The 25332-nt window shown below is 47.4% G+C and carries 13 protein-coding genes; 7 read left to right on the top strand and 6 right to left on the bottom strand.

Going from position 1 to position 25332, the window contains the following annotated elements; genetic code table 11:
• Positions 1 to 94 precede the first annotated feature (94 nt).
• Positions 95 to 8689 (top strand): GH36-type glycosyl hydrolase domain-containing protein, encoded by an 8595-nt coding sequence (locus tag H3S83_RS02455; RefSeq protein ID WP_198238820.1) that lies wholly within the window; start codon positions 95 to 97, stop codon positions 8687 to 8689.
• 117 nt (positions 8690 to 8806) lie between these two features.
• Positions 8807 to 10111, top strand: a complete 1305-nt coding sequence (pncB, locus tag H3S83_RS02450; protein ID WP_078040292.1) for a nicotinate phosphoribosyltransferase — start codon at positions 8807 to 8809, stop codon at positions 10109 to 10111.
• 1192 nt (positions 10112 to 11303) lie between these two features.
• On the opposite strand, the gene gyrB is transcribed toward pncB, so the two are convergent.
• The 4 genes from gyrB to H3S83_RS02430 all read right to left on the bottom strand — a co-directional run bounded on the left by gyrB (position 11304) and on the right by H3S83_RS02430 (position 15672).
• On the bottom strand, positions 11304 to 13733 hold the full coding sequence (gene gyrB, locus H3S83_RS02445; RefSeq protein ID WP_198233432.1) for a DNA topoisomerase (ATP-hydrolyzing) subunit B: 2430 nt from the start codon (positions 13731 to 13733) through the stop codon (positions 11304 to 11306).
• Positions 13734 to 14102: 369 nt separating this feature from the next.
• Positions 14103 to 14318 carry a hypothetical protein gene (locus H3S83_RS11430; RefSeq protein ID WP_210327908.1) on the bottom strand — a complete coding sequence of 72 codons (216 nt, stop codon included), beginning with the start codon at positions 14316 to 14318 and terminating at the stop codon, positions 14103 to 14105.
• 8 nt (positions 14319 to 14326) lie between these two features.
• Positions 14327 to 14680: a RidA family protein gene (locus H3S83_RS02435; protein ID WP_077970022.1), complete on the bottom strand. Its 354-nt coding sequence runs from the start codon at positions 14678 to 14680 to the stop codon at positions 14327 to 14329.
• Positions 14677 to 15672, bottom strand: a complete 996-nt coding sequence (locus H3S83_RS02430) for an ornithine cyclodeaminase family protein (protein WP_198238818.1) — start codon at positions 15670 to 15672, stop codon at positions 14677 to 14679. Before H3S83_RS02430 ends, H3S83_RS02435 begins: the two co-directional genes overlap by 4 nt.
• A gap of 147 nt (positions 15673 to 15819) precedes the next feature.
• Here H3S83_RS02430 and hrpB point away from each other — a divergent pair, with 147 nt between their 5' ends.
• The 3 genes from hrpB (at position 15820) to H3S83_RS02415 (ending at position 20368) form a co-directional block, all read left to right on the top strand.
• Entirely contained in the window at positions 15820 to 18315 is a 2496-nt protein-coding gene (hrpB, locus tag H3S83_RS02425; protein WP_198238817.1) for an ATP-dependent helicase HrpB, read from the top strand.
• Between the two features lie 116 nt (positions 18316 to 18431).
• Positions 18432 to 19724 (top strand): ActS/PrrB/RegB family redox-sensitive histidine kinase, encoded by a 1293-nt coding sequence (locus H3S83_RS02420; RefSeq protein ID WP_198238816.1) that lies wholly within the window; start codon positions 18432 to 18434, stop codon positions 19722 to 19724.
• A gap of 83 nt (positions 19725 to 19807) precedes the next feature.
• Positions 19808 to 20368, top strand: a complete 561-nt coding sequence (locus tag H3S83_RS02415) for an ActR/PrrA/RegA family redox response regulator transcription factor (RefSeq protein ID WP_077970019.1) — start codon at positions 19808 to 19810, stop codon at positions 20366 to 20368.
• 193 nt (positions 20369 to 20561) lie between these two features.
• Here H3S83_RS02415 and H3S83_RS02410 read toward each other — a convergent pair whose 3' ends face one another.
• Positions 20562 to 21065, bottom strand: a complete 504-nt coding sequence (locus tag H3S83_RS02410; protein ID WP_198238815.1) for an MmcB family DNA repair protein — start codon at positions 21063 to 21065, stop codon at positions 20562 to 20564.
• Positions 21066 to 21244: 179 nt separating this feature from the next.
• Positions 21245 to 21964 (bottom strand): arylesterase, encoded by a 720-nt coding sequence (locus tag H3S83_RS02405; protein ID WP_198238814.1) that lies wholly within the window; start codon positions 21962 to 21964, stop codon positions 21245 to 21247.
• A gap of 73 nt (positions 21965 to 22037) precedes the next feature.
• Here H3S83_RS02405 and H3S83_RS02400 point away from each other — a divergent pair, with 73 nt between their 5' ends.
• Both H3S83_RS02400 and H3S83_RS02395 read left to right on the top strand, forming a co-directional pair.
• Complete coding sequence (locus H3S83_RS02400) at positions 22038 to 22727, top strand: ABC transporter ATP-binding protein (protein WP_198237960.1); 690 nt, start codon at positions 22038 to 22040, stop codon at positions 22725 to 22727.
• Positions 22724 to 25282: an ABC transporter permease gene (locus tag H3S83_RS02395; RefSeq protein WP_198238813.1), complete on the top strand. Its 2559-nt coding sequence runs from the start codon at positions 22724 to 22726 to the stop codon at positions 25280 to 25282. Before H3S83_RS02400 ends, H3S83_RS02395 begins: the two co-directional genes overlap by 4 nt.
• The last annotated feature ends 50 nt before the right edge of the window (positions 25283 to 25332 follow it).

Genomic DNA, 25332 nt, shown 5'->3' with positions numbered 1-25332 from the left:
TGAAAATTGGGCTTAATAAAAAAGATATAGTTTATCGGTAAAAAAACAGGCTAAATTCTGTCGCGTGAGCTTTTTAAAGCAAGGATCAAATAATATGGCGGAAACTGCATCATCAATCAAATGGCTTCTTTCTCAGCAAACGGAAGTACGCTACCTTCCTGATACAGCTTTTCCAATCCGTTCGACATTCAAGTCGGAAGACGAGCTACAGCAACTGGCCCATGAAATGGCCGAGGGCAAAAAAATTGTTTTGCCGGAATATACGCCATTCGATTTCAGAGAACGGCTCACCGAAAATTCCAAGCTCATTCTTCACACCTTCCGCTCGACCGATGCCGCAGCTCGCAATAACGAGGCCATCACACCGGCAGCACAATGGCTGCTCGACAACCATTATACGATTGATAAGACCATCCAGCAGGCGCGGCGTGATTTTCCGCGTGCATTCGTCAAACAGCTTCCCCCTTATAAAGGCGAAAATGAACTGCCAAGAATTTTCGCACTGGCTTGGCTTTATGTCGCCCATACCGACAGCAGTTTTTCGCTTAAAACTTTAACGGCCATGGTCAATGGTTACCAACAGGTTGCCGATTTCCAGATTGGCGAATTATGGGCTTTGCCGTCGGCTGTCCGTATGGTTCTCATTGAAAATGCGCGGCGACTTTCCATGCGCATTGAAAAAGCCCGCCGGATGCGGCGATTTGCAAACCAGGCCGCTGACCAAATGGCTCTGGCTGAAAATGACAATGCACTTCAGAACATTTTTTCAACTTACGAAGCGCTTGTTGCCGACCCGACTTTTGCCGCCCATCTTCTTTATCGTTTGCGTGGTGCATCTGTTGATTCAACGATAGCCTTGAACTGGCTTGAAGAGCAGTTACATCGTCATGGCAGCGACCCTGAATCGGCAACTGCCGAAGAACATTCGCGCCAATCAACCGGTGGTGTGACAATGGGCAATATCATCCGTGCCCTGAAAGCGATTGATGACGTTGATTGGACATATTGGTTCGAAACGGTCAGCCATGTCGATTTCATGTTGCGTGAAAACAGCGATTTCGGAGAAATCGACTTTCCATCGCGCAATACTTATCGCGTCATCATCGAAAAAATTGCCCGCCGTTCACCGTTAACCGAACTGGAAGTGACAAAAAAAGCAATCGACATGGTCGAGAATGCAAAGAAAGACGGTGTCGCGACTGGAGCATCGGTTGCATGGTATCTTGTGGGGCCAGGACGAGAAGCATTCGAACAGGCTTGCAATTATGATTGCCCGTTCTCGACCCGTTTCATGCGTGCCTTCCGCGCGATGAAAATTTTCAGCATTGCCATTCCGGTTTCAGTTCTCACCATTCTCATTCTCATTGCAGTTTATACATTGCTGAGGGAAACCGGCTTGAGCCATGCATTGTCGCTCACTTTCACAGCACTTGCGCTTTTCCCGACAATGGATACCGCTTTTGCGCTCTTCAATACTCTTGTTGCCTGGACTGTCGAACCACGGCGATTGATCGGATATGAATATAAAGACGGCATTCCGGAAGAAGCCAAAACGCTCGTCGTTGTTCCGACAATGATAACCTCGCGCGATTCTATTGACGAGCAGATAAGAAATCTCGAAGTTCACTATCTTTCAAACCCGCAAGGGGCAATTTATTTTGCATTGGTGACAGACTGGGCCGACTCGAAAAAGGAAGAAACAGCCGACGATCGCGATCTCCTCGAATATGCACAAAATGGTATTGCCGATCTCAACCGTTATTATCGCGGTGACGGGCAGCCACTTTTTTTCATTTTACACCGCCACCGTTTGTACAATCCCGGCGAAGATTGCTATATGGGCTGGGAGCGTAAACGCGGCAAGCTGCATGAGTTGAATCTGCTTTTGCGCGGTGACCGCGACACCAGTTTCTTCCCGACAGACCCACGTCTGCCAATGGATTGCCGCTTTGTCATGACACTTGATTCCGACACCAAGCTCACCACCGAGGCAGTCACCCGCCTTGTCGGAAAGCTCAATCATCCATTGAACCGTCCGGTCATTGACCCGAAAACACATACTGTCAAAAGTGGTTATGGCATTCTTCAGCCGCGCGTGACACCCTCGCTTACCACCGGTGATGATGCTTCATTCCTGCAGCGTGTCTTTTCCGTCAATCGCGGCATAGACCCTTATGTTTTTGCCGTCTCCGATACCTATCAGGATCTTTTGGGCGAAGGCACCTATACCGGTAAAGGCCTTTATGACATTGACGCATTCGAAATAGCGCTTGCTGACAAAGTGCGCGAAAACAGCGTTTTGAGCCACGATCTTCTTGAAGGTGGTTATGCACGCGTCGGTTTTGTGAGCGATGTCGAGGTGGTTGAAGATTATCCGACGGCTTATAATGTTGATGTTGCCCGTCACCATCGCTGGATCCGCGGTGATTGGCAATTACTGCCCTATCTCTTCACCCGTCACAATATCAACCTCATTACCCGCTGGAAAATGCAGGATAATTTGCGGCGTTCTCTGACCCCGCTCATGTGGATTATCGCCTCGCTTGTAGGTTGGTGTGTTTTGCCGCTTCATACGGCTGTTTTCTGGCAATTATTCCTGCTTTTGGGCATGTTTATTGCCCCCACACTTGGTGTTCTGCGCAACATTATGCCAACGAGTATGGACAATTCGTTACGTGGCCACTTCCAATCGGTGTTGACAAATATTGCAACCAGCACAGCAGATGTTGCGCTTCGCACGACCTTCCTTGCCTATTCGGCATTTTATATGGTTGATGCGATTATCCGTACGCTCTATCGCATGTTTGTTTCACATAAACATTTGCTCGAATGGAAAACATCGGCAGCAACGCGTTCTTCGCCCAACACGCTCTCCTATTATGTCACCACTATGTGGCCGGCGACATTAATTGGCGTGATTTCCATTGCACTTCCGGCAGCACTTCATAATTCTGCTGTCTTTGTGGCCCTGCCCTTTGGTCTTGCCTGGTTCTTTTCACCGCTTATTGCATGGATCGTAAGCCGTTCGGCTGCCTTTCAGGATTCGCTTGAAATCCGGCCAGCCGATAAAAACGAACTTCGGCGTATTGCGCGCCGCACCTGGCATTATTACGAAACATTCGCCAACGCCGATAACAATTTTCTTCCCCCCGACAATTTTCAGGAAGATCCGGTACCGGTTCTGGCGCGCAGAACTTCGCCAACCAATATCGGCGTTTATTTGCTCTCGACAGTCGCTGCACGCGATTTCGGCTGGGTCAGTTTTGATGACGCTATCCAACGCATCGAACGCACACTCGATACAATGGATAAAATGGAAAGATTCCGCGGGCATTTCTTCAACTGGTATGAAACCGACACTTTGCGGCCCCTTGTACCAAGCTATGTCTCGACTGTCGACTCGGGCAATCTTGCAGGCCATCTCGTAACACTGGCCGCGGCCTTGAAAGAGTGGTCTGAAGCACCATCCGTATTCCTACAAGGTGATCTCGCAGGCCTCCTTGATGTTAATGACATTTTGCAGGAAACATTAAACCTCATCCCCGATGACCGTCGCATCCTGCGCCCGCTTCGCAGACGAATTGATGAACGCATGGCCAATTTCCGCAGGGCTGTCCGCTCGATTATGGATGAACCGGAAACGGCAACATTCCGCACGGCAAATCTCACAATTGCGGCAAACGATATAGGCCGTCTCACGAGCGAGCTTGATGGTGAAATCGGAAGCGATGAATCCCGTCATGCTGTTTCATGGGCCGAATGTTTGATCGAGACATGCGAAGCTCACACACATGACGCGACCGCCGATCATGATACGGAGGCTTTACGCAAGACTTTAAGTGATCTTTCTGCAAGAGCACGGCAGTTTGCCTTTGATATGAAATTCGATTTCCTTGAACGAAAGGAACGTCGTCTCATGTCCATCGGCTATCGTGTTCAGGAAAACGAGCTTGATGAAAGTTGCTACGATCTGCTCGCTTCGGAAGCCCGTCTTTCGAGCCTCTTTGCCATTGCCAAAGGCGATGTCAAGGTTGAACATTGGTTCCGCCTTGGTCGTATGCTGGTACCGGTCGGCTGGAAAGGTGCTCTGCTTTCCTGGTCGGGTTCGATGTTCGAATATTTAATGCCACCGCTTGTCATGCGCGAGCCTCTGGGATCGCTCCTTGACCAGACAAACCGGCTTGTTGTTCGTAGACAAATCCAATATGCCAATGAACGCGGGTTGCCATGGGGCATTTCGGAAGCAGCGTTTAATGCCCGTGACCAACAGATGAACTACCAATATTCCAACTTTGGTGTTCCCAGTCTCGGTCTTCAACGTGGCCTTTCGCGCAATGCTGTTATTGCGCCTTATGCAAGCATTCTCGCTTCCCAATATATGCCGACAGAAGCAGTCGCCAATCTTGCACGTTTGCGCAAGCTCGGTGCGCTCGGCGAATACGGTTTCCATGACTCGGTTGATTTCACACCGGCGCGTGTGCGTGAAGGCGAAAAATATGCCGTCGTCAAGAATTATTATGCGCACCACCACGGCATGTCTATTCTCGCAATTGACAATGTCATTTTCGATGGCCGCATGAGAAACCGTTTCCATAGCGATCCGGTGATTGAAGCGGCACAGCTTCTGTTACAGGAAAAAGCTCCGCGTGAAATTCCTATGGTTCATGCAAAAACAGCAAATCCGATGCGCAGTGATGCTGGCGGCTTTGAAGACGCACCGGTTCGCGTTATCAAAACCCCGCTCACCAAACCACGTTCGACAGTGCTTTTGTCAAATGGCAATTATTCGGTCATGTTGACCGGCAAAGGTTCCGGCTATAGCCGCTGGAACAATATTGCTGTTACCCGTTTCATGCCCGATGCAGCCGAAGACCAGCAAGGCACTTTCATCTTTTTGCGTGACCCTGCTTCCGGCCGCTGGTGGTCGGCAACGGGTGAACCAACGCGCGTTGCCGATGAAGAAGCTTCAGCGGTTTTCACCGACGAAAAGGCCGAATATACAAAAACGGTCGATGGTATAAAATCGACTGTGGAATGTATTGTTGCATCCGAAGGTGATGGTGAAGGTCGACGTATCGAGCTTATCAACACCACTTCCAAAGATCGCATTCTTGAAATTACGTCCTATGCCGAACTGGTATTGACAACGCCCGAGACAGATGCGGCCCATACGGTCTTCGCACGCATGTTTGTGGAAACGGAAATTGCCGATCAAGGCGGAACAATTTATGCCAAAAGGCGTAAACGCGACCCGAAAGATCCGGAAATCCATGTTGCCCATTTTGTCACCGATACATCCGGTTCTGTTCGTGATGCGGAAGCCGAGACCGACAGGCGTGTTTTCATCGGCCGCGGGCGCTCTATCCGTCGTCCGGCTGCTTTCGACCGAGGTGCCACTCTCACCGGAACAGAGGGTTGTGTGCTTGATCCAATTGCAGCAATAAGATGTCGTGTTCGGGTTCCGGCACATAAAAAAGCCGCACTTATCTTCTGGACATTTGCAGCAAATTCGAAAGAAAAGCTTGCATCCCAAGTTGAATATTACCGTCAACCGAATGTATTCCAGCGCGAATTCTCGCTTGCCTGGACCCGTTCGCAAGTGTCGCTTTACCAGCTTGGTATCAAGCCAAAGGAATCCGTTGTTTACCAGAAATACGCGACTTCCCTTATTTATCCGGATCGCACGTGGCGTTTGCCTTCGGAGGCGCTCGCTGAAAACCTTGGCAAACAATCCGATTTGTGGCCGATGTCAATATCCGGCGATTTTCCGATCTTCCTGCTCAGGCTTGATAATGAAGCCGATCTCGAAGTCTTGCGCGGACTTTTAAAAGCGCATGAATATTGGCGGATGCGCGGATTGACTGTTGATATTGTCATTTTGAACGAACGGGCTTTTTCTTATGCGCAAGATACCCAGCGCGCCATTGAATGGATGTGCGAAGGTTATCGCAACCGCACCGCCGAAGCAGACGGACGCCAGCATATTTTCACTGTCCGCCGTGACCAGATGAACGAGCAGAGTTTCAAGACTTTGCTTGCCAGTGCCCGCATTGTTTTACAAGCCCAGAATGGCTCCTTGTCCGAACAGATGCAGCGCATGGAAAATATCGATTCCGACCTTTCCCATCGCAATAAAGATGAGGAAACTGCTCAATCTGCCAAGACGCATAACAATGGCAAAGCTGCGCAACGAAAAAGCGGCAAACACGAAGAGATTGTTATGCCGCTTGAACAGGGCCAATTTACATCAATCGGTATCATCGGCGACCAGCATAAATCCTGCCCGCTTCCGGATGGCAAAGACCTTGCCTATTGGAACGGCTATGGCGGCTTCGACAAGGATAATAGCTATGTCATTCGTCTTTCAGGAAGAAATGCAACGCCAAATCCATGGATTAACGTTATTTCCAACGAGCAGTTCGGTTTCCACGTTTCGGCAGAAGGGTCGAGTTTTACCTGGTCGGGCAATAGCCGCGATTACCAATTGACACCATGGGCGAACGATCCTGTTGTCAACCGTCCGGGCGAAGCTCTCTACATTGTTGACCGTCACTCGTTAAAACGTTTCTCGCCGGTTTCGGTTGTCGAATGTGATGATAGCGCACTCTATGAAGCGCGCCACGGCCTTGGCTATTCGACATTCACATCGAAACACGGAACGATAAGTCTGGAATTGACCCACACTGTCGATAATAAACGCCCGATAAGGCTATCGCGTCTTGTCATCAAAAACGAAGACAAGAGCCCGAGAAGCCTGAGACTTTACGATTATGTCGAATGGGTATTGGGCACAGTCAGGGCAAAAGCTGCTCCCTTCATCATTCCCGATTATGACGAAAAACGCGGTGCGCTTTTTGTTCGCAATCCTTATCATACGGAGAAGTTCGAAGAAGTAAGCTTCATTGCGGCAAGCAGCACACCTTCAAGCTATACGGCCGACAGAACGGAGTTCATCGGCTCGATCGGAACTGTCAAACATCCGCAAGCGATCCGTCAAGGCGAGCCGCTGTCCAACACGGTCGAAGCAGGACGTGATCCGTGCTCCGCACTTGCTTTTGATATCGAATTGAAAGCCGGTGAAAAGAAAGAGATTATCTTCTATCTCGGTAATGCCAAAAATCGTCTGGAAGCAGAAAAGTTCCTTGATAGCGTCCGGAAAGAAACATTTACCTCTGTTCTTGAAAAAGAGAAAAAACAATGGACAGATTTTGTTTCCGGCCTACAGGTCAAAACAAACGACCGTTCATTCGATCTCATGGTCAATAACTGGCTTCCCTATCAAACCTATGCCTGCCGCATCATGGCAAGAGCCGCATTTTATCAGGCAAGCGGAGCATTCGGTTTCCGTGACCAGTTGCAGGACACATTGTCACTCTTGCTGCTCAAGCCGGAACTTGCCCGTGAACAGGTTATCAATGCCGCGTCACGCCAATTTCCTGAAGGTGATGTACAACACTGGTGGCTCCCCGACAGCGGTGCAGGCGTTAGAACGATGATTTCCGATGACGTGGCCTGGCTCGGCTATGGTGCTGCTCTTTATGTCAATACCACAGGCGATCATGAGTTTCTCAATACAGATATTGCCTTTATCGACGGCGACAAACTCAAGGAAGGCCAACATGACAGCTATTTCCAGCCAGCCATTTCGCCAAAAACTGCCACACTCTACGAGCATTGCGCACTCGCCCTTGATCTTGCAATCAAACGCACCGGCAAACACGGCCTACCGTTAATGCTGGGCGGCGACTGGAATGACGGAATGAATCTTGTGGGCATTGAAGGGAAAGGCGAAAGTGTCTGGCTTGGCTGGTTCCTTGGAACGGCCTTGCAGGCCTTCATTCCCATTGCCGACGAACGCCAGGATGAAAAACGCGTCAAAAAATGGACGCATCATCTGGAGAAGCTCACCAAAGCGCTTGAGGTGAGCGGATGGGACGGAAAATGGTACCGTCGTGGTTATTTCGATAATGGAGAGCCTTTGGGGTCACACACCAACGACGAATGCCAGATTGATACGATCGCCCAATCGTGGAGTGTTATTTCCGGCATGGGAACGGAAGAACATCAAAAACAGGCCATGCAATCCATGCTTGAGCACTTGCTTGACGAGAAAGGTGAGCTCATCCGTCTGTTCTGGCCTCCCTTTGACAAGACCGAACTTGAACCGGGGTATATCAAGGGTTATCCGGCTGGCATTCGCGAAAATGGTGGTCAATATACCCATGGTGCAATCTGGAGCATTCTGGCACTTGCCAAACTCGGAGACAAAGACAAGGCCTATCAGGTCTTTTCGATGATCAACCCGATTTCGCACGGGAAAAAACCTCACATCTATCGCGTCGAACCTTATGTGATTTCTGCCGATATATATTCGGTCGAGCCACGGCGTGGCCAAGGCGGCTGGACATGGTATACAGGTTCTGCCGGATGGCTCTACCGTGCTGCTACAGAATCTATTCTGGGCATCAACCGCAATGGTTCCAAACTTTATCTCGAACCATGTCTGCCAAAAGATTGGCCGGGTTACGAAGCAACCGTAAAATTTGACGGCGCAACCTATGTTATCAAAGTTAATCGCGGTAAAAATCTTGGCTTGACAGTTGATGACAAGAAGGTCGACAAACCTGAAAACGGCATCGGTCTGAAAAAGACAGGACATCATGAAATTAATCTGACGATCGATAAATAACTTCAAGGGGTTTAAAAACTCCTTGAAGTTCCTCGCGAAGGCTTTACTTCCTTTTGTTCTTTTATCAAGGTAACGTTCTTCCCATTGGGTAGAGGCAACAAACAGATTGAAAGTGCTATGGCGCAAACTGATATCGCAGAACGTGTATATAATCACACCTGGAAGCTTGATCCGATTATAAGATCACTGCTTGATACCGATTTCTATAAGTTCCTGATGTTGCAAATGATTTGGGGACTTTATTCGGATGTCGATGTTACTTTTTCACTGATCAACCGGACAAAAACGGTGCGGCTTGCCGATGAAATTGATGAGGGAGAATTGCGGGCGCAGCTTGACCATGCCCGCACTTTGAAATTTACCAAAAAGGAAATGATCTGGCTTGCCGGTAATACATTTTATGGTCGCAAACAGATTTTCACACCCGATTTTCTCCATTGGCTTCAAGGTTTCCAATTGCCTGAATACGAGCTGACACGTAAAGACGGGCAATATATTTTGAATTTCGAGGGGCCGTGGACCCACACCACAATGTGGGAAATACCTGCGCTTTCGATCATCAATGAATTGCGTTCGCGTGCAGCCATGCGCAATCTCGGACGATTTGAACTCGACATTCTCTATGCGCGGGCAAAAGCCAAAATGTGGAGCAAGGTCGAGCGGTTAAAAAAATATCCTGATATTCGTATATCCGATTTTGGTACGCGCCGCCGCCATTCGTTTTTATGGCAACGCTGGTGTGTCGAAGCTTTGAAAGAAGGGATCGGGCGGTCATTTACCGGTACTTCCAATGTGCTTCTGGCCATGAACAATGATTTGGAAGCAATCGGCACCAATGCCCATGAACTGCCGATGGTTGTTGCAGCCCTTGCCAATAATGATGAGGAACTGCGCACAGCTCCTTATCGGGTTATGCAGGATTGGAACCGTTATTATGGCGGCAATCTTCTGGTTGCATTGCCTGACGCTTTCGGCACAGCGGCGTTCTTACGCAATGCGCCTCAATGGGTGGCAGACTGGACCGGCTTCCGTCCGGATAGTGCACCGCCAATCGAGGGGGGTGAGCGCATTATCAAGTGGTGGAAAGACCACGGCAAAGACCCGCGCGAAAAACTTATTGTTTTTTCCGATGCATTGGATGTCGATACAATCGAAGAAACCTACAAACATTTTCAAGGGCGCGTTCGCATGAGCTTCGGCTGGGGAACCAATCTGACCAATGATTTTGCCGGTTGTGCTCCCGATGACATCAAGGAACTTGATGCAATTTCGCTTGTTTGCAAGGTTACCCATGCGAATGGCAGACCGGCTGTCAAACTTTCGGATAATCCTGAAAAAGCCATTGGTGAGCCGAGTGAAATTCGCCGTTATTTGCAGTTCTTTGGCAATGAAGAACGTGTGTCGAAACCGGTAAGGGTTTAAAAAGCTCTTTTCCGTTCATTTTTCATTGCTGCTGATTTTATCCCTCCCGTCACTTTCATATGGCGGGAGGTTTTTTGTACCCATATAAGCGACGATGAGGAGATGGTGTAGCGGGGGTACTAACATGACACCCGATTTTTGTTTCCGGTCTGTTGCAACTCTTATTTTCCGTTTTACATCAAGCCATCAAGGCGCGTAAGAGCCAAAAGCTTGAGTAAAAGTTTAGCGAAAAACTGTTTTTCAATGGTGATATCTCATCAATAACCATTAGATTTTCACCAGCCTTTTTCGTTTCACTTTCAGGATTTCAAAATCTCAGCCACCCCTTGTCTATGTTCGCTAAAGCTAACGAGACTTTCTGCTTGCTTGCCAAGAATAAGTTCTCCGGATCACTCATCATTGGTAGAAAAGAGGTTTCGCTACCCTACCCAAGACTTTTACCTCTTGCCCACCGCGCCCCCTGCCTGTTTCTGCCATTTATGCCTGTCACGCATTTTGCCTTCTATCGGGCTATATGTTGGCCGAAAAATTGATTAGGTAGGAAACAATGGCCGAGTAGTATGTTTCACCTAACGCGGCTTTTATATTTTGACATTGTTAACCAGTAAAAAAATTCCGGACAAAACTAAATCGAAAAAGAATAATTTCATCATAATAATTGAAACATTCTGTTCAGCTCATTAGATCAAAGACGCCGGTTATTTCAGTTATCCGGAACGATAGAGTGAAGTAAGCTAATTAGGATGGGAAACTGGTATCTTGTGCCTTTTAAATGAATTGTTAGAAACGGGATTGCGTCATAACGGGTGGTGCAATCATCATTTGAAATAACGTTATTTTTTAACCACACCACTTTTTGCCGTTTCATAAATTACACCCCATGGCGTTTTGACAATTGTCATTTTGGCAATTGTCATTCAAAATCCAATGACTGGCTGCAAAAAGACTTTTAGGTCTCATAGCTCAAAGCGCTTTTTTTCTTTAAAAAAGCTTCCCCGTTTCGCGGGCATGAATTTGTGCTGTTTTGAAGACAATAAAAAACCGGCCCTGAAAAGGCCGGCTTTTGAAAAAAGTTTTATACGAGAAATGCGATTTAATCCGAATTTGAAAATTGCCGTTTATGTGCCGGAAACTTTCATCAACTGTTGTTCATTCCCGGCATCATAAGCTTTTCAGGCCTGTTTCACACCGATCAGACATCAAGATTCGAGACGTTCAGAGCGTTGTCCTGAATGAATTCACGGCGTGGTTCCACTTCATCGCCCATCAATTTTGCAAAAACTGCATCGGCGTCCTGTGCATCGCCAATTTTGACCTGCAAAAGTGACCGTGCATTGGGATCAAGTGTGGTTTCCCAAAGCTGCTCGGCATTCATTTCACCCAAGCCTTTATAACGTTGCATTGTAAGCCCCTTCTTGCCATTGGCAAAAATGGTGTCGAGAAGAGCAATCGGACCCGAAATCGTTTCTGTCGTGTCTTTACGACGCAAAACCGGAAGTTTTCCGTAAATTTCGTCAAGATGATGGGACATATTATCAATCCGCTTGGCATCGGTCGAAGCAATCAATCCCATATCAAGAACGACAACATCTTTTACGCCGCGCAGAACCCGCTCGAAACGCAAGCCGCCATCGTCATTTACATGTCCCGTCCAGCCACGCTCCATATCTTCGGCAATCAAATCAAGGCGGGCGGCCACATGATCAGCCGTTGCTTGCGCTTTTTCCTTTGTCGACAAAGCTTCCGGATTAAGTGCACCGGCAATTGCCGCCTGTTCGACAACAGTACGGTTATATCTGGTATTTAAACCATGAAGCATATTTCTTATCACACGCGCATCTTCTACCAATTGGTGCAAATCGGCACCGGCGCGCATCTCGCCATTGGCAAGTTCCAGCACACTGCCTTCAAGGCCAGCTTCAATCAACGATTCCTCAAAAGCGCTTTCATTCTTGATATATTGGGAAGATTTGCCACGCGTTACTTTGTAAAGCGGCGGCTGGGCGATATAGACATAGCCCCGTTCGATCAATTCCGGCATTTGACGGAAAAAGAACGTCAACAACAGCGTACGAATATGGGCGCCGTCGACATCGGCATCCGTCATGATAATGATTTTATGGTAACGCAATTTATCGGGATTGAATTCGTCCTTGCCGATTGATGTACCAAGTGCGGTAATCAAAGTACCAATCATATCCGACGATAACATACGGTCAAAACGGGCGCGTTCAACATTCAAAATTTTACCGCGCAAAGGCAAAATAGCCTGATTTTGGCGTGCTCTTCCGCTTTTTGCAGAGCCACCGGCTGAATCACCCTCGACGATAAAAATTTCCGATTTTTCCGGATCGCGTTCCTGACAATCGGCGAGTTTACCCGGAAGTGATGATATATCCAGAGCACCTTTACGGCGTGTCAATTCACGAGCTTTACGCGCGGCTTCACGGGCTGCGGCTGCTTCTACAACCTTGCCAATCAGAATTTTTGCCTCGGTAGGATGTTCTTCAAGCCAGTTGGAAAGCCCTTCATTGACCAAGTTTTCAACCACCGGCCGCACTTCGGAAGAAACAAGCTTATCCTTGGTTTGTGAAGAAAATTTCGGATCCGGTACTTTTACCGACAATATTGCCGTTAAACCTTCACGACAATCATCCCCTGTCAAAGTGACCTTTTCTTTTTTGGCAATACCGGATGTTTCTGCATAACCGTTGACCTGACGCGTCAATGCACCACGGAAACCGGCCAGATGTGTGCCGCCATCACGTTGGGGAATATTGTTGGTAAAGCACAAAACTTTTTCATGGTAGGAATCATTCCACCACATGGCCACTTCGACAGTCATGCCGTCTTTTTCGCCATTGATGTAAATAGGTTCGGCAATGAGCGGCTTTTTGGACTGATCGATATATTTCACAAATTCGACAAGTCCGCCTTCATAATGCAATGTTTCTTCACGCACATCGGCGTGTCTGCGATCTGTCAAACGGATACGAACACCCGAATTTAAAAAAGCGAGCTCGCGAAGGCGCCGTTCCAACGTATCGAAATCGAATTCGACCATTGTAAATGTTTCGGTACTGGGAAGAAAAGTAACTTCCGTACCGGTTTCATCACCACATTCGCCAACAACTTTCAGCGGAGCATCCGGTTCGCCATGGGTGAAACTCATTTCATGAATTTTACCCTTGCGTTTGATGCGCAATTTCAACCAGACCGACAGCGCGTTGACGACCGAAACACCAACACCGTGAAGACCGCCAGAAACTTTATAGGAATTCTGGTCGAATTTACCGCCAGCGTGAAGCTGCGTCATAATGACTTCAGCAGCCGAAACACCCTCTGTCGGGTGAATTTCTGTCGGAATCCCGCGCCCGTTATCAGTCACTGTACAAGAGCCATCCCCATTCAGTGTGACTGTGATAAGGGTTGCATAGCCGGCCAATGCCTCGTCAATCGCATTGTCAACAACTTCATAGACCATATGGTGCAAACCTGAACCGTCGTCAGTATCGCCAATATACATGCCCGGACGTTTGCGCACGGCATCAAGGCCTTTAAGTACCTTAATGGATTCGGCATCATAATCGCCTTCGTGATGCTGCGTTGTTTGATCACTCATAAGTCAGTCCATTTCTGCTTTAAAAACAAGATGTTAAGCCGCCTTACGAATCAAGGCGGATAAGCTCCTTATTTATACGCCATGAGCCTTGATTTACCAAGTTTTTTCAGCATTTTTCCCGTGGATAGACGGTTCAACCGGTCTCTACAGGAAGAGCTTTATAGTCTATGTGGCTTAATTTTAGAAAAGCACCAAAACTTATCAAAATCATCTCTGCAAGAATGACTCGAATAAATATAATTTCTTTCATGTCGGCTCGTGACGAATTGCTTTTTATCGTGATGTAAAACGATCGTTTCACGCTTAAAAATTTTCGGTCATGATTATTTCATCTTAAAACATATAAAATCAACTTGCTGACGCATGCTGTTAGATTTCTTTGTTTCGGAAACGTTTGAAAAAATTGTTTTCCAATGGTGTTCTTTCAAGTTCGGCAAAAGCGCGCCTCTCCGGAGCTTCCGGAAAGAAGCCTATTATTGCCGAGAAAAACAAGATTGCGCCACCAACACTCTTTCCGCCAATATCGGAAAAAAGCGTTCGCGTTTTTCTGCCCTGAATATTTGTCTTCAAGGCTTTAAAACTCAATCATTCCATTAATTTTTTTCCAATGCAGCCGTGACGATTATTTCCACCCGATAGAGAGGAGAAGCAAGTTGCGCTTCACAGGTTGCTCTTGTCGGAGCTGCACCTTTTTCCAACCATGCTTCCCAAACCTCGTTCATAATGTCGAAATCCACCATATCGGCAAGCCAGATTGTTGCAGATAATAAACGGGATTTATCGGTTCCTGCCTTTGCTAACAATTGATCGATTGACGCGAGCGCCTCGATTGTTTGTTCTTTGGTGGTTTTTCCGGGACTGCCGACCTGTCCTGAAAGAAAAACCATACCGTTATAGATGACCGCCTCGCTCATCCTCTTATTCGCATCAATACGTTTTATAGTCATATCGTCTCCTCTCGAATATTTTTCTCACCCCGACGGCGTTCAGACAATGTTTCAAAAGCAAGTTTTGCCGCATAAAGATCTGTAAGAGCGGACCCTACTGCCTTGAACAGGGTGATATCGTCATCACCTCGTTCTGGCGGTTCTTTTGATAAAGCAAGGTCGCTTAGTGTCGCTAGAATATCGCCCTTTTTTATTGTGCCATTGCCGATCGGAATACATAAATCGCCTGCCTCTTCAAGGGCTTCAACTGTATCAATATAAAGTTTGGCGTGGCGCACCAGATCATCATCCGCTTCTCGCATCTGCGGCGTAAAAGCACCGATAAGATCAACATGGGCGCCCTTCTTTACCCAATTTTTGTGAATAACCGGTTCATTTGAAAGTGTGGCTGCCGAGATAATATCCGCCCCGTTGACAGCCTCTTCGGCAGTACCCGCTATGGTTACAGAAAAGCCTGCATCTTCAAGCTGTTTTCCCAATTTTTCAGCGGATTTTTTCGTCCGGTTCCAAATGCTTATTTTCTTGATAGGCCGGACAGCAGAAAATGCATCAGCCAATAATTGTGCAACTTCACCGGCACCGATAATAGCCAATTTTTCCGATCGTGGCGAGGATAGATAACGCGCGGCCAAAGCCGATGTTGCTGCCGTTCGTCTGGCTGTCAATGTATTGCCGTCAAATATTGCCAGCTCTTCGCCTGTATCGCCATCATAAAGAATATAAGTCGACGTGAGACCGGGTAAATTTTTCAAACGGTTGTCAGGAAAAACATTGACAATTTTCACGCCCAGAAATTGTTGTCCGACTTCGGAGTTTGTCCAAGCCGGCATCAACAACATGATCGGCGGGTTGTTTTGTTGTTTTCCCAATTTCAGATGTTGGCGCTCGGGCTTGGCACACCCGATAGCAAAACCTTTGTCCAATGCATCAATCAGGTCTTTGAATGGCAAAGCGTCTGCTGTTTCGTTTCTGTTGGCGTTCACCCTATCCATAATATGTTTTAAAACTCCCCGACCGTTTTTTAAGCGCCTCCAACGTTTTAACTATCGGCACTGTTTTATTTATTGGCATTTCATATGCGAAAGTCTATTTCTTTTATTCACATTCAAGATTAGCCAGCAATTATCCACAAACACCTTATGACCGCAGACAACACAAGCCTTCCCGTTACCGAAGCACTTCCCGAGCTCGACAAAGCTCTCGGTTCGCATGGTAAAGCTGTTCTCGTTGCCCCGCCAGGTGCTGGCAAAACCACGCTCGTGCCACTTCATCTGTTAAAACAGGACTGGTGCAAAAACAAAAAACTCATCCTGCTTGAGCCCAGGCGCTTGGCGGCGCGCGCTGCAGCACGACAAATGGCATCCCGCCTTGGTGAAAAAGTCGGTGAGACTGTCGGCTATCTCATGCGCTTTGATAAAAAAATCTCCAAAAGCACACGCATTGTTGTGGTGACCGAGGGCGTATATTCACGCATGGTTCTCGACGATCCCGAACTATCGTCAGTGGCAGCCGTTTTGTTTGACGAATTTCATGAACGCAGTCTTGATGCCGATTTCGGTTTGGCATTGACGCTTGATATCATGGAGGGGTTGCGCCCCGATTTAAAAATTCTTGTCATGTCGGCAACACTTGATGGAGCAAGAATTGCAAAAGTCCTTCAGGGAGCACCTCTCATTGAATCAAAAGGGCGAAGCTTTCCCGTCGATATTGTCTATCAACCACGAAAGGCCACAGACTCTATCGAAGAAGCTATGGAAAAAGCCATCCGTCACTGGCTGTTTTCTCAGCCTGAAAGTATTCTCGCCTTTCTTCCCGGACAAAGAGAAATAAAAAAAACGGCGCAATTACTTGCTAATGCTGTTGATAAAAATACGATCATTGCGCCTCTTTACGGAGCCATGGACATCAAAGAACAGGATATAGCAATCAAACCCGCTGATCAGGGGCACCGTAAAGTTGTTCTTGCAACCTCCATTGCCGAAACTTCGCTTACTATTGACGGTATCGGCGTTGTTATTGATAGCGGGCTTTCGCGTGTGCCGGTTTTTGAACCGTCAACAGGCGTTACAAGACTTGAAACAGTGAGAGCTTCACGCGCTTCGGTCGACCAGCGCGCCGGTCGTGCGGGAAGAACGGCGCGTGGCATTGCTGTGCGCCTTTGGCACGAAGGACAAACCTCATCGCTTCAGGATTTCCAGACCCCTGAAATATTTTCAGCCGATCTTTCCAACCTTGTGCTTGATAGTGCTGCCTTCGGAATTACCGATTTATCAAAGCTTGTCTTTCTTGACCCGCCGCCAAAACCTCAAATTGTTGAAGCGCGCGAACTTTTAAAAAAACTTGATGCAATTGATGAAACCGGCCGCATCACACCAATCGGCAAAAAGATGCGTGAAACGGCTTTGCCGGTGCGTCTATCTGCCATGCTTATCAAAACAAAAACCATAGAAGAGACCCGTTTGGCGAGCGAGATTGCCGTTATATTGACCGAACGGGGACTTGGTGGAAACGACGACGATATCGGGCGCAGAATTGAAAAATTCCGCACCGATCAATCCGACAGGGCAAAAAAAGCGCGCTTGCTCGTTCAACGCCTTGTTAACAGACAATCACTCGATAGTCGGCCCGTAAGCAAAGTCGGGTTTGAAAATTCGGCCGCGCTTTCTGTCGCTCAAGCAGGGCGGCTCCTTCTTTTTGCTTGGCCTGACCGTGTTGCAAAAGCAAGGGGCAATAAGGGACGTTTTTTGCTTGCCAATGGAAGAGGTGTTGCCGTTGATGAATTCTCAAGCTTTTTCAAGGCGGATTATCTGGTGGTTGCCGATATGATGGGAAAAGCCGAAGAGGCGCGTGTTCTTGCCGCTGCAGAAATCGACGAAGAAACAATCCGCAATGTTCTGGCTGATAAAATAGAACGCCACAGAGATCTTTCTTTCGATGTGCAATCGCGTTCTTTCCGAGCACGAGAAATTCAAAAACTTGGAGCAATCAATTTTAGCGAAAAACCGCTTCCCCTCCCCTCGGGTGAAGAAGCCGATCATGCTGTGATCAAGGCTATAAGGCATTACGGGCTTGATCTCCTCCCATGGACAAAAGAAACCGTTGCATTAAGACACCGTCTTCAATGGTTACACCGCGGTTTGGGCGAACCATGGCCTGATATGTCGGATGAAGAACTTTTGAAAAAGCTCGACGACTGGCTGTTGCCTTTTCTTCACGGAGAAGCGCGGATTGATACAATAAGCGGGAAAGTCATTTATAATGGGCTTATATCGCTTGTTCCTTATCAGCTTCAAAACGAAATAGACAAAAAAGCCCCCACCCATTTTACCGTACCGACAGGGTCTCACATTCCGATCAATTATGAAGGGGAAGCACCACTCATTTCTGTTCGCGTTCAGGAATTATTCGGGTTAAGTCAACATCCTTCCATTGCCGATGGGCATATACCGCTTGTTCTCGAACTTCTTTCCCCTTCCCACCGGCCAATACAAATCACGCGTGATCTTCCGGGCTTCTGGCGCGGTTCATGGGCTGATGTAAGAGCTGAAATGCGCGGGCGCTACCCCAAACACCCATGGCCGGAAGACCCGCTCTCCGCGCTCCCGAAGCGGCGTGCAAAACCGCGCGGCAGTTGAAATGAAGCCGAATATCGGCTTTAAACATGATGAAAGAACATTGTTTCGTTTGACCGGTTTTCCGAATAAAGAGACAAGCTCACTTCGCAAAGGCAAAATTGGCAAGGGCAAAATTGATGGAAAAGGAATTTTTTCGACGCACATCCACCTATTCGCGCCGCTTGCGTTCGACAACGCTTATTCGCATCCGCTGGCTTGCAATTTTCAGCCAGACGATAACGATTGCTTTTGTTTCCGTCTATCTCGGTTTCAAGTTCCCGATTGTCCCCTGCGCAATATTGATCGGTGCATCCATCTGGCTCAATATTTTTCTGACATTCTTTTATTCGATCAATGACCGGCTATCTTCCAATGTTGCTACAGCCATTCTGGGGGTAGATATTTTGCAATATGCCGCTTTGCTTTATCTGACAGGCGGTTTGCAAAACCCCTTCTCGGTTTTATTGATTGCTCCAGCGGTCATATCTGCAACATCTTTGCCCGGAAAACACATTATTTTCCTCAATTTGCTCGTTATCATTCTGGCAAGTTTTCTCTCGACCTATTCGGAACCTTTGCCCTGGTATTCCGGACGAACAATTGAAACGCCAAGGCTTCTTGTTGACGGTATCTGGACGGCAATTGTTTCCTCTCTCATATTTACGACGACCTATGGCTATAGGGTTGCAGAGGAAACCCGAAGTCTCGCCGATGCACTGAGCGCGACCGAACTTATTATGCAGCACGAAAAACATCTATCCGAACTGGATGGCCTTGCTGCTGCGGCAGCCCACGAACTCGGCACCCCGCTTGCAACGATCCAGCTTGTCGTCAAGGAAATGTATAACGGTTTTAAGGATGATCCGGAAATCGGCGACGATTTGAGCCTTCTGTTAAGCCAGACAGAGCGGTGCCGGAATATATTGAAACGTTTGACAACACTTTCCAGTGAAGGTGAAGAACATCTTTCACATCTCACTCTTCTCGAACTTCTAGAAGAAGTTTCGGAACCGCTTCGCGAATTCGGCATCGATATTGTTATCGAAAAGGGTGAGACGATTGGCAAAGAACCGGTTTTTCCAAGAAACCCCGGCATACTTTATGGCCTCGGCAATCTATTGGAAAATGCCGTCGATTTTGCACGCAGCAAAGTCATCATCCAATACAAATGGAATGAAAAATATGTAGCCCTCACCATTATTGACGATGGACATGGTTATGACCCGTCTATTCTCGATCGTATCGGCGAACCCTATACCACAAGCCGTCATACAGATAGTCAAGGCGGAGGATTGGGGCTTGGATTATTTATTGCCAAAACACTTCTCGAAAGATCGGGAGCAGTCTTGCGTTTCAGAAATAGTCCGAAAAAACAGTTTGGTGCAGAGGTTTATCTGGCGTGGAGCAGAAAGGGCTTAACCAAGTCCTAGATGATTTGACATTTTGTCGCAGTCAAGGCTAATGTTGACAACCAGAAGGTACATTTTGAAAACGACCGGATAAAGGACACTGCATGACTGATACTGCACATGATCAGGACGCAATCGGAGCTGACGCTTCATTGCTTCTGGTTGACGACGACAAGCCGTTTCTTCATCGTTTGGCGCGCGCTATGGAAGCACGTGGTTTTACCGTGACGACGGCCGAATCAGTGCAGGACGGGATTGCCAATGTACGCCATAGTCCACCGGCTTATGCTGTGGTCGATCTGAAATTGGGCGATGGCAATGGTCTTGATGTCATTGAAGAAATTCGCAAAATCCGCCCCGACACCCATATGATTGTATTGACCGGCTATGGCAATATTGCCTCTGCTGTCAATGCTGTAAAACTCGGGGCAATCGATTATCTCTCGAAGCCTGCCGATGCTGATGACATATTCGGAGCCCTCACCCGCCACGCCGGTGAAAAAGCTCCTGTTCCCGAAAATCCTATGTCTGCGGATCGGGTACGCTGGGAACACATTCAACGCGTCTACGAAATGTGTGACCGCAATGTTTCTGAAACGGCACGCAGGCTCAACATGCATCGGCGCACCTTGCAACGCATTCTGGCAAAGCGTGCACCGCGCTGAAATTATAATTGACGAAAACCGGAATGCCGCTTGGCACTTCTGCGCCGGTGCTGCTCTGATGCCGGTTATTCCGGCGCGCAATCTCGTGTAATCTTTTGCCGAAAACTTGTCACCAAGAATGTCCGGAATTGTCCGAGAATCCTATAGAATTACTATGAGCTGTAAACGGCCGGATTTCAGATTTCCCGTGAATTCATCCGGCCTTTTCGTCATCATCGCCCTCAAGATCAAACCCTTCAAGTTCGGCCCGGGTAAGTCTTCGCGCTGCGACCCTTGAAAAGCGTAACATAACAGCTTTGCGTGTTGCTGCCGACATACGGTGTTCCGGCGCCTCCCGCATAATATAGCCGTCAAAACCATCTGCCAGAATAAACCCGCAATCTTCAGGAAAAAGTTCCATCGGGACTTCGTTGTGGCTGGCGAAATAGAGGCGGTCGCAATGGCTACGATAATCCAGCCATTTGTGATCGGCTTTCAAATCGCCTATCGAGGATTTGATCTCGACAATAATCACCTCGCCTTTACGTGTGATTCCGACAAGGTCGGCCCGCCTTCCGTCGGCAAGTGGCAACTCGCTCAAAACGGGAATACCCAGTCGCAAAAAAAGTCTTTGAACGCCGTGGCGAACCATCAGGGCTTTTTCTGATTGGCGTCCGTCGTCCAATGGATGTTCCTTATGAAGATTGATAATCGGCATAACGAGAAAGTTTACTTGTTCCTTTTTGAATTTCTACCCGCCAGTTCCTGTTTTGCTCTTATCTTTTGATTGATACGAGCCTTGAATAACACAATTTACAAACACACTTACCGGTAATTCTCTTGTTTGTCCTAATGCTAGAGACCAGATTTTATCGATGCCTGTTTACTCATGCCAAATTATTGGTGATGAACGCCCAATTCATTCAATGTCTTTTCAATCATCGGCAACATTTTTTCGACAATGATAGCAACGCCTTTTTCATTGGGATGTTTGCCATCATCCAATTGAAGATCCGGATGCCCTGCTACGCCGTCCAGAAAGAAAGGATAGAAGGTGACATGATATTTATCGGCAAGACGTTGATAGATCGACTCGAATTGCTGCGCTTTTTCCTTGCCATAATTGGGAGCGCTTTTCATACCGACAAATATGACCGGAATTTTGCGCTCTTTCAATCGTGACAACATGAAATCGAGATTTTCTTCCGTAACTTTCGGGTCTATGCCGCGCAACATGTCATTGGCACCAAGCTCCAGAATGACAAGCCCCGTTTGTTCGGGTACCGACCAGTCAAGACGTTCACGCCCGCCTGTCGTTGTATCGCCGGAAACGCCAGCATTGATGACTGAAACATTATAATTTTTTGCTTGCAAGGCGGCTTCAAGGGCGGCGGTAAAAGATTTGTCGACGGCAAGTCTATAGCCGGCCATGAGACTATCGCCAAAGCCGACAATCTGGAACGGACGTGGCGGCGTCAAATCATCATCAAGAACTGTTGTTTCAGTGTCTTCCCGTGCCGGTTCCTGTATTTGCCCGCTTTCTTCAGCAAATAGAGGTAAACTCGCAATGCAGCCAAAAGAAAGGCCGATAAATGCGCAAATGAATGATCGCAACATTATTTCTCAATTCCTTTACGAGAAGTATAGTTATATTTTAAATCAGCTTATGGCATAAGAACAGGAGTTATTTGTGGCAAGTTCACTCGTTAAACTGAAAAATATCGATCTTACTCTTGGTGAAGGAAGCTCGCGCGTTCACGTTTTAAAGGAATTGTCACTTACGATAAATCAAGGTGAAACCGTGGGTATAGTCGGCCCCTCCGGCTCCGGCAAATCGACATTGCTTATGGTGCTTGCCGGACTTGAAAAAATCGATAGCGGTGAAATAACCATTGCGGATACGCGCATCGACAAGATGAGCGAAGATGAAGCAGCGATTTTTCGCGGGCAAAATATCGGCATTGTTTTTCAATCCTTCCAACTTATCCCCAATATGACGGCTTGGGAAAACGCGGCCGTTCCGCTCGAACTTGCGGGAAACAGAGAAGCTTTCGATATTGCAAAAAAAGAACTCGAGAGCGTCGGACTTGGCGGGCGGCTTCATCATTATCCGGCAACATTATCAGGTGGCGAACAACAGCGCGTTGCCATTGCCCGCGCACTCGCCCCCAATCCCCGTATATTGGTTGCCGACGAACCGACAGGTAATCTTGATGCCGACACCGGTAAAACAATTGCCGACCTCATATTCAAACGCGCAAAAGAACATGGATTGACGACCGTGCTTGTTACCCACGACCTTGGCCTTGCAGCACGTTGTCAACGTCAAATTCACGTAAAAAACGGTCGCATCGAAAATGAAAGCGTGATGCCTGCATGAAAAGATTTCAGGAACTTTGTCTGGCATGGCGTTTCTGTTTGAGAGAAATGCGTAGCGGCCTTAAAGGATTTTATATTTTCCTTTGCCTGATTGCATTGGGGGTTGCCGCCATTGGCGGGGTGGATGGCGTTTCAAAAAATATCAGCAATGAAATTAAAAATCAGGGGCAGGTTATTCTAGCCGCAGATATTCGTTTCAGCCATACACAGCGCGAAGCAAATGACAAAGAATTGGCGTTTTTCAAAGCGCAGGGAAAAATTTCCGAAAATATTCTCATGCGCTCTATGGCACGACGTGTGGATACCAATGATGGCACATTGGTCGAAATTAAGGCTGTCGACAGCTTCTACCCGCTTTATGGAAAATTGAAAACCGCGCCTCAAGCCACAAACGACGAATTGTTCGGAAAAGATGAGAGACGTTCTGGTGGTTTTGGTGTTGCTATCCAGAAACTTTTGCTTGACCGGCTCCAGCTTCACATTGGTGAAAAAATTAGAATTGGCGATCGTGACTTTACGATTCGCGCAGTCGTCGAGGATGAACCCGACCTCTTGTCGGAAGGCTTTCAGCTTGGGCCCCGCGTTTTTATGTCGATTGATGCTTTACGCGAAACGGGTCTTATCATTCCCGGAAGTTTGCATAATTTTGTCTATCGAATAAAACTCGATAATCCGTCTGACAGCAGCTTAGAAAACCTTCGGAATAACCAAGAAAAAGACTATTCGGAAAATGGCTGGGCAATCCGCAGCCGTGTTGATGCTGCTCCTGTTTTACAAAAAAATATCGAACGTTTTACCAGTTTTCTTACTCTTATCGGGCTTACTGCGCTCGTCGTCGGAGGGGTCGGCATTGCCAATTCTGTCAGTGCCTATATGGATAAAAAACGCAAGGTAATCGCCATATTCAAAGCACTTGGTGCGCGTTCGCGTTTCATTGAAGAAATTTATTTTTCACAAATCATGCTCATCGCACTCATTGGAATTGTGATAGGGCTTGTTTTCGCGGCAATCATTCCTTTTGTGGCAAGTTTTGTCATCAGTCACTATTTGCCATTTTTCGGGCATGCGCATTTTTCACCAACCAGTCTCATCCTTGCAGTCATTTTTGCATTATTGACAGTTTCTGCCTTTGCGATACTGCCTTTATCGCGAGCCGGCTTTATTTCTGTAACCACACTTCTTCGTCCCTTCGACGTTTCGACAGTCAAAAAACCGGATAAATCTGCGCAGCTCATTTCAGCGATATTGCTTCTCATAACTACAATTCTTGCAATTTCGACCGCATCCGACAAAAAACTTGCTTTTATATTTATCATCGCGGTCATTATTGTCTTTCTGGTTTTAAGAGCGATTTCCTCGTCCATTATTTTTGTCGCGCGCAAATGCGCCCATGTCCATTCAACCATTTTGCGCGTTGCTATAGCCAATATTTATCGGCCGCAATCCATTACCCCTTCGGTTGTTCTAGCACTCGGGCTCGGTTTGACACTGCTTGTCACGCTTTCCACAATCGACAGCAATTTGAGATCGGAATTGTCCGGTTCGGTTCCCGAAAAGGCTCCCGATTTCTTTTTTATGGATATTCTGAAAAGTGATGCAGACGATTTTTCAAGCTTTCTGCATAAGCGAGATCCGTCAGGTAGTTTCAAGATCATGCCGACATTGCGCGCGCGCATCACAAAAATAAATGGTGAACCGGTAAAGAACAGAAAGGTAAAAGAAGAAAGTGAATGGGTATTGCGCGGTGACCGGAATATTACCTATTCGGCGGCTATGCCGGAAAACACCGTGCTTTCGGAAGGCCAATGGTGGAATAATGACAGAAGTGATGCAATCGAGGTTTCTGTTTCCAAAAGGGAAGCAAACGGGCTGTTTTTGAAACTTGGTGATACCATCACTGTCAATGTGTCGGGGCGGGAAATAACAGCCCGCATTACCAGTTTCCGTGATGTCGATTGGGATTCATTCAATATGAATTTCGTGATGATTTTTTCGCCACAAGCTTTGCAAGCTGCACCACATGTTTACCTTGCAACTTTCAAAGCGGGGAAAAACCATAGCATCAATGAAGCGGGATTGATGCGCGACATTGCAAATCGTTTCCCTTCAATTACGGTCGTACCGGTTCATCAGGTTCTTGATGACGCAAGAAAAATCGTTGATGAAATCGGTATTGCAATCCGTGCATCATCCGCAATCGCAATTCTTGCCGCAATTCTTGTCCTTGTCGGCACACTTTCGTCGACCAACAGGTCACGTATCCATGATGCAGTGGTCTTGAAAACCTTGGGCGCAACCCGCAAAATGCTCCTCAAGGCCTACCTTGCCGAATATACAATTCTCGGACTTGCAACGGCGGTTTTTGCATTTGTTGCCGGAACAATAGCCGGCACAATGATTGGCCGGTTTAAAATGGAGATAACCAATACCCATTTTTTCTTCAGCTCGGGTGTCATGGTCGTCCTTGCCGCGCTTATCCTGACAATCGGGTTCGGTCTCATTGGAACCTGGCACATTTTGAGTGAAAAGCCATCCCGTTTTCTTAAAGAATTGTAATGTGCTGAAAATAATGAAAGACTTGTAATTTATCGAATTAATGCCCATAA

It is taken from the genome of Bartonella sp. W8122 (assembly GCF_016102485.1).
Taxonomy (GTDB): domain Bacteria; phylum Pseudomonadota; class Alphaproteobacteria; order Rhizobiales; family Rhizobiaceae; genus Bartonella; species Bartonella apihabitans.
This window is presented reverse-complemented; position numbering and strand designations above follow the sequence as displayed.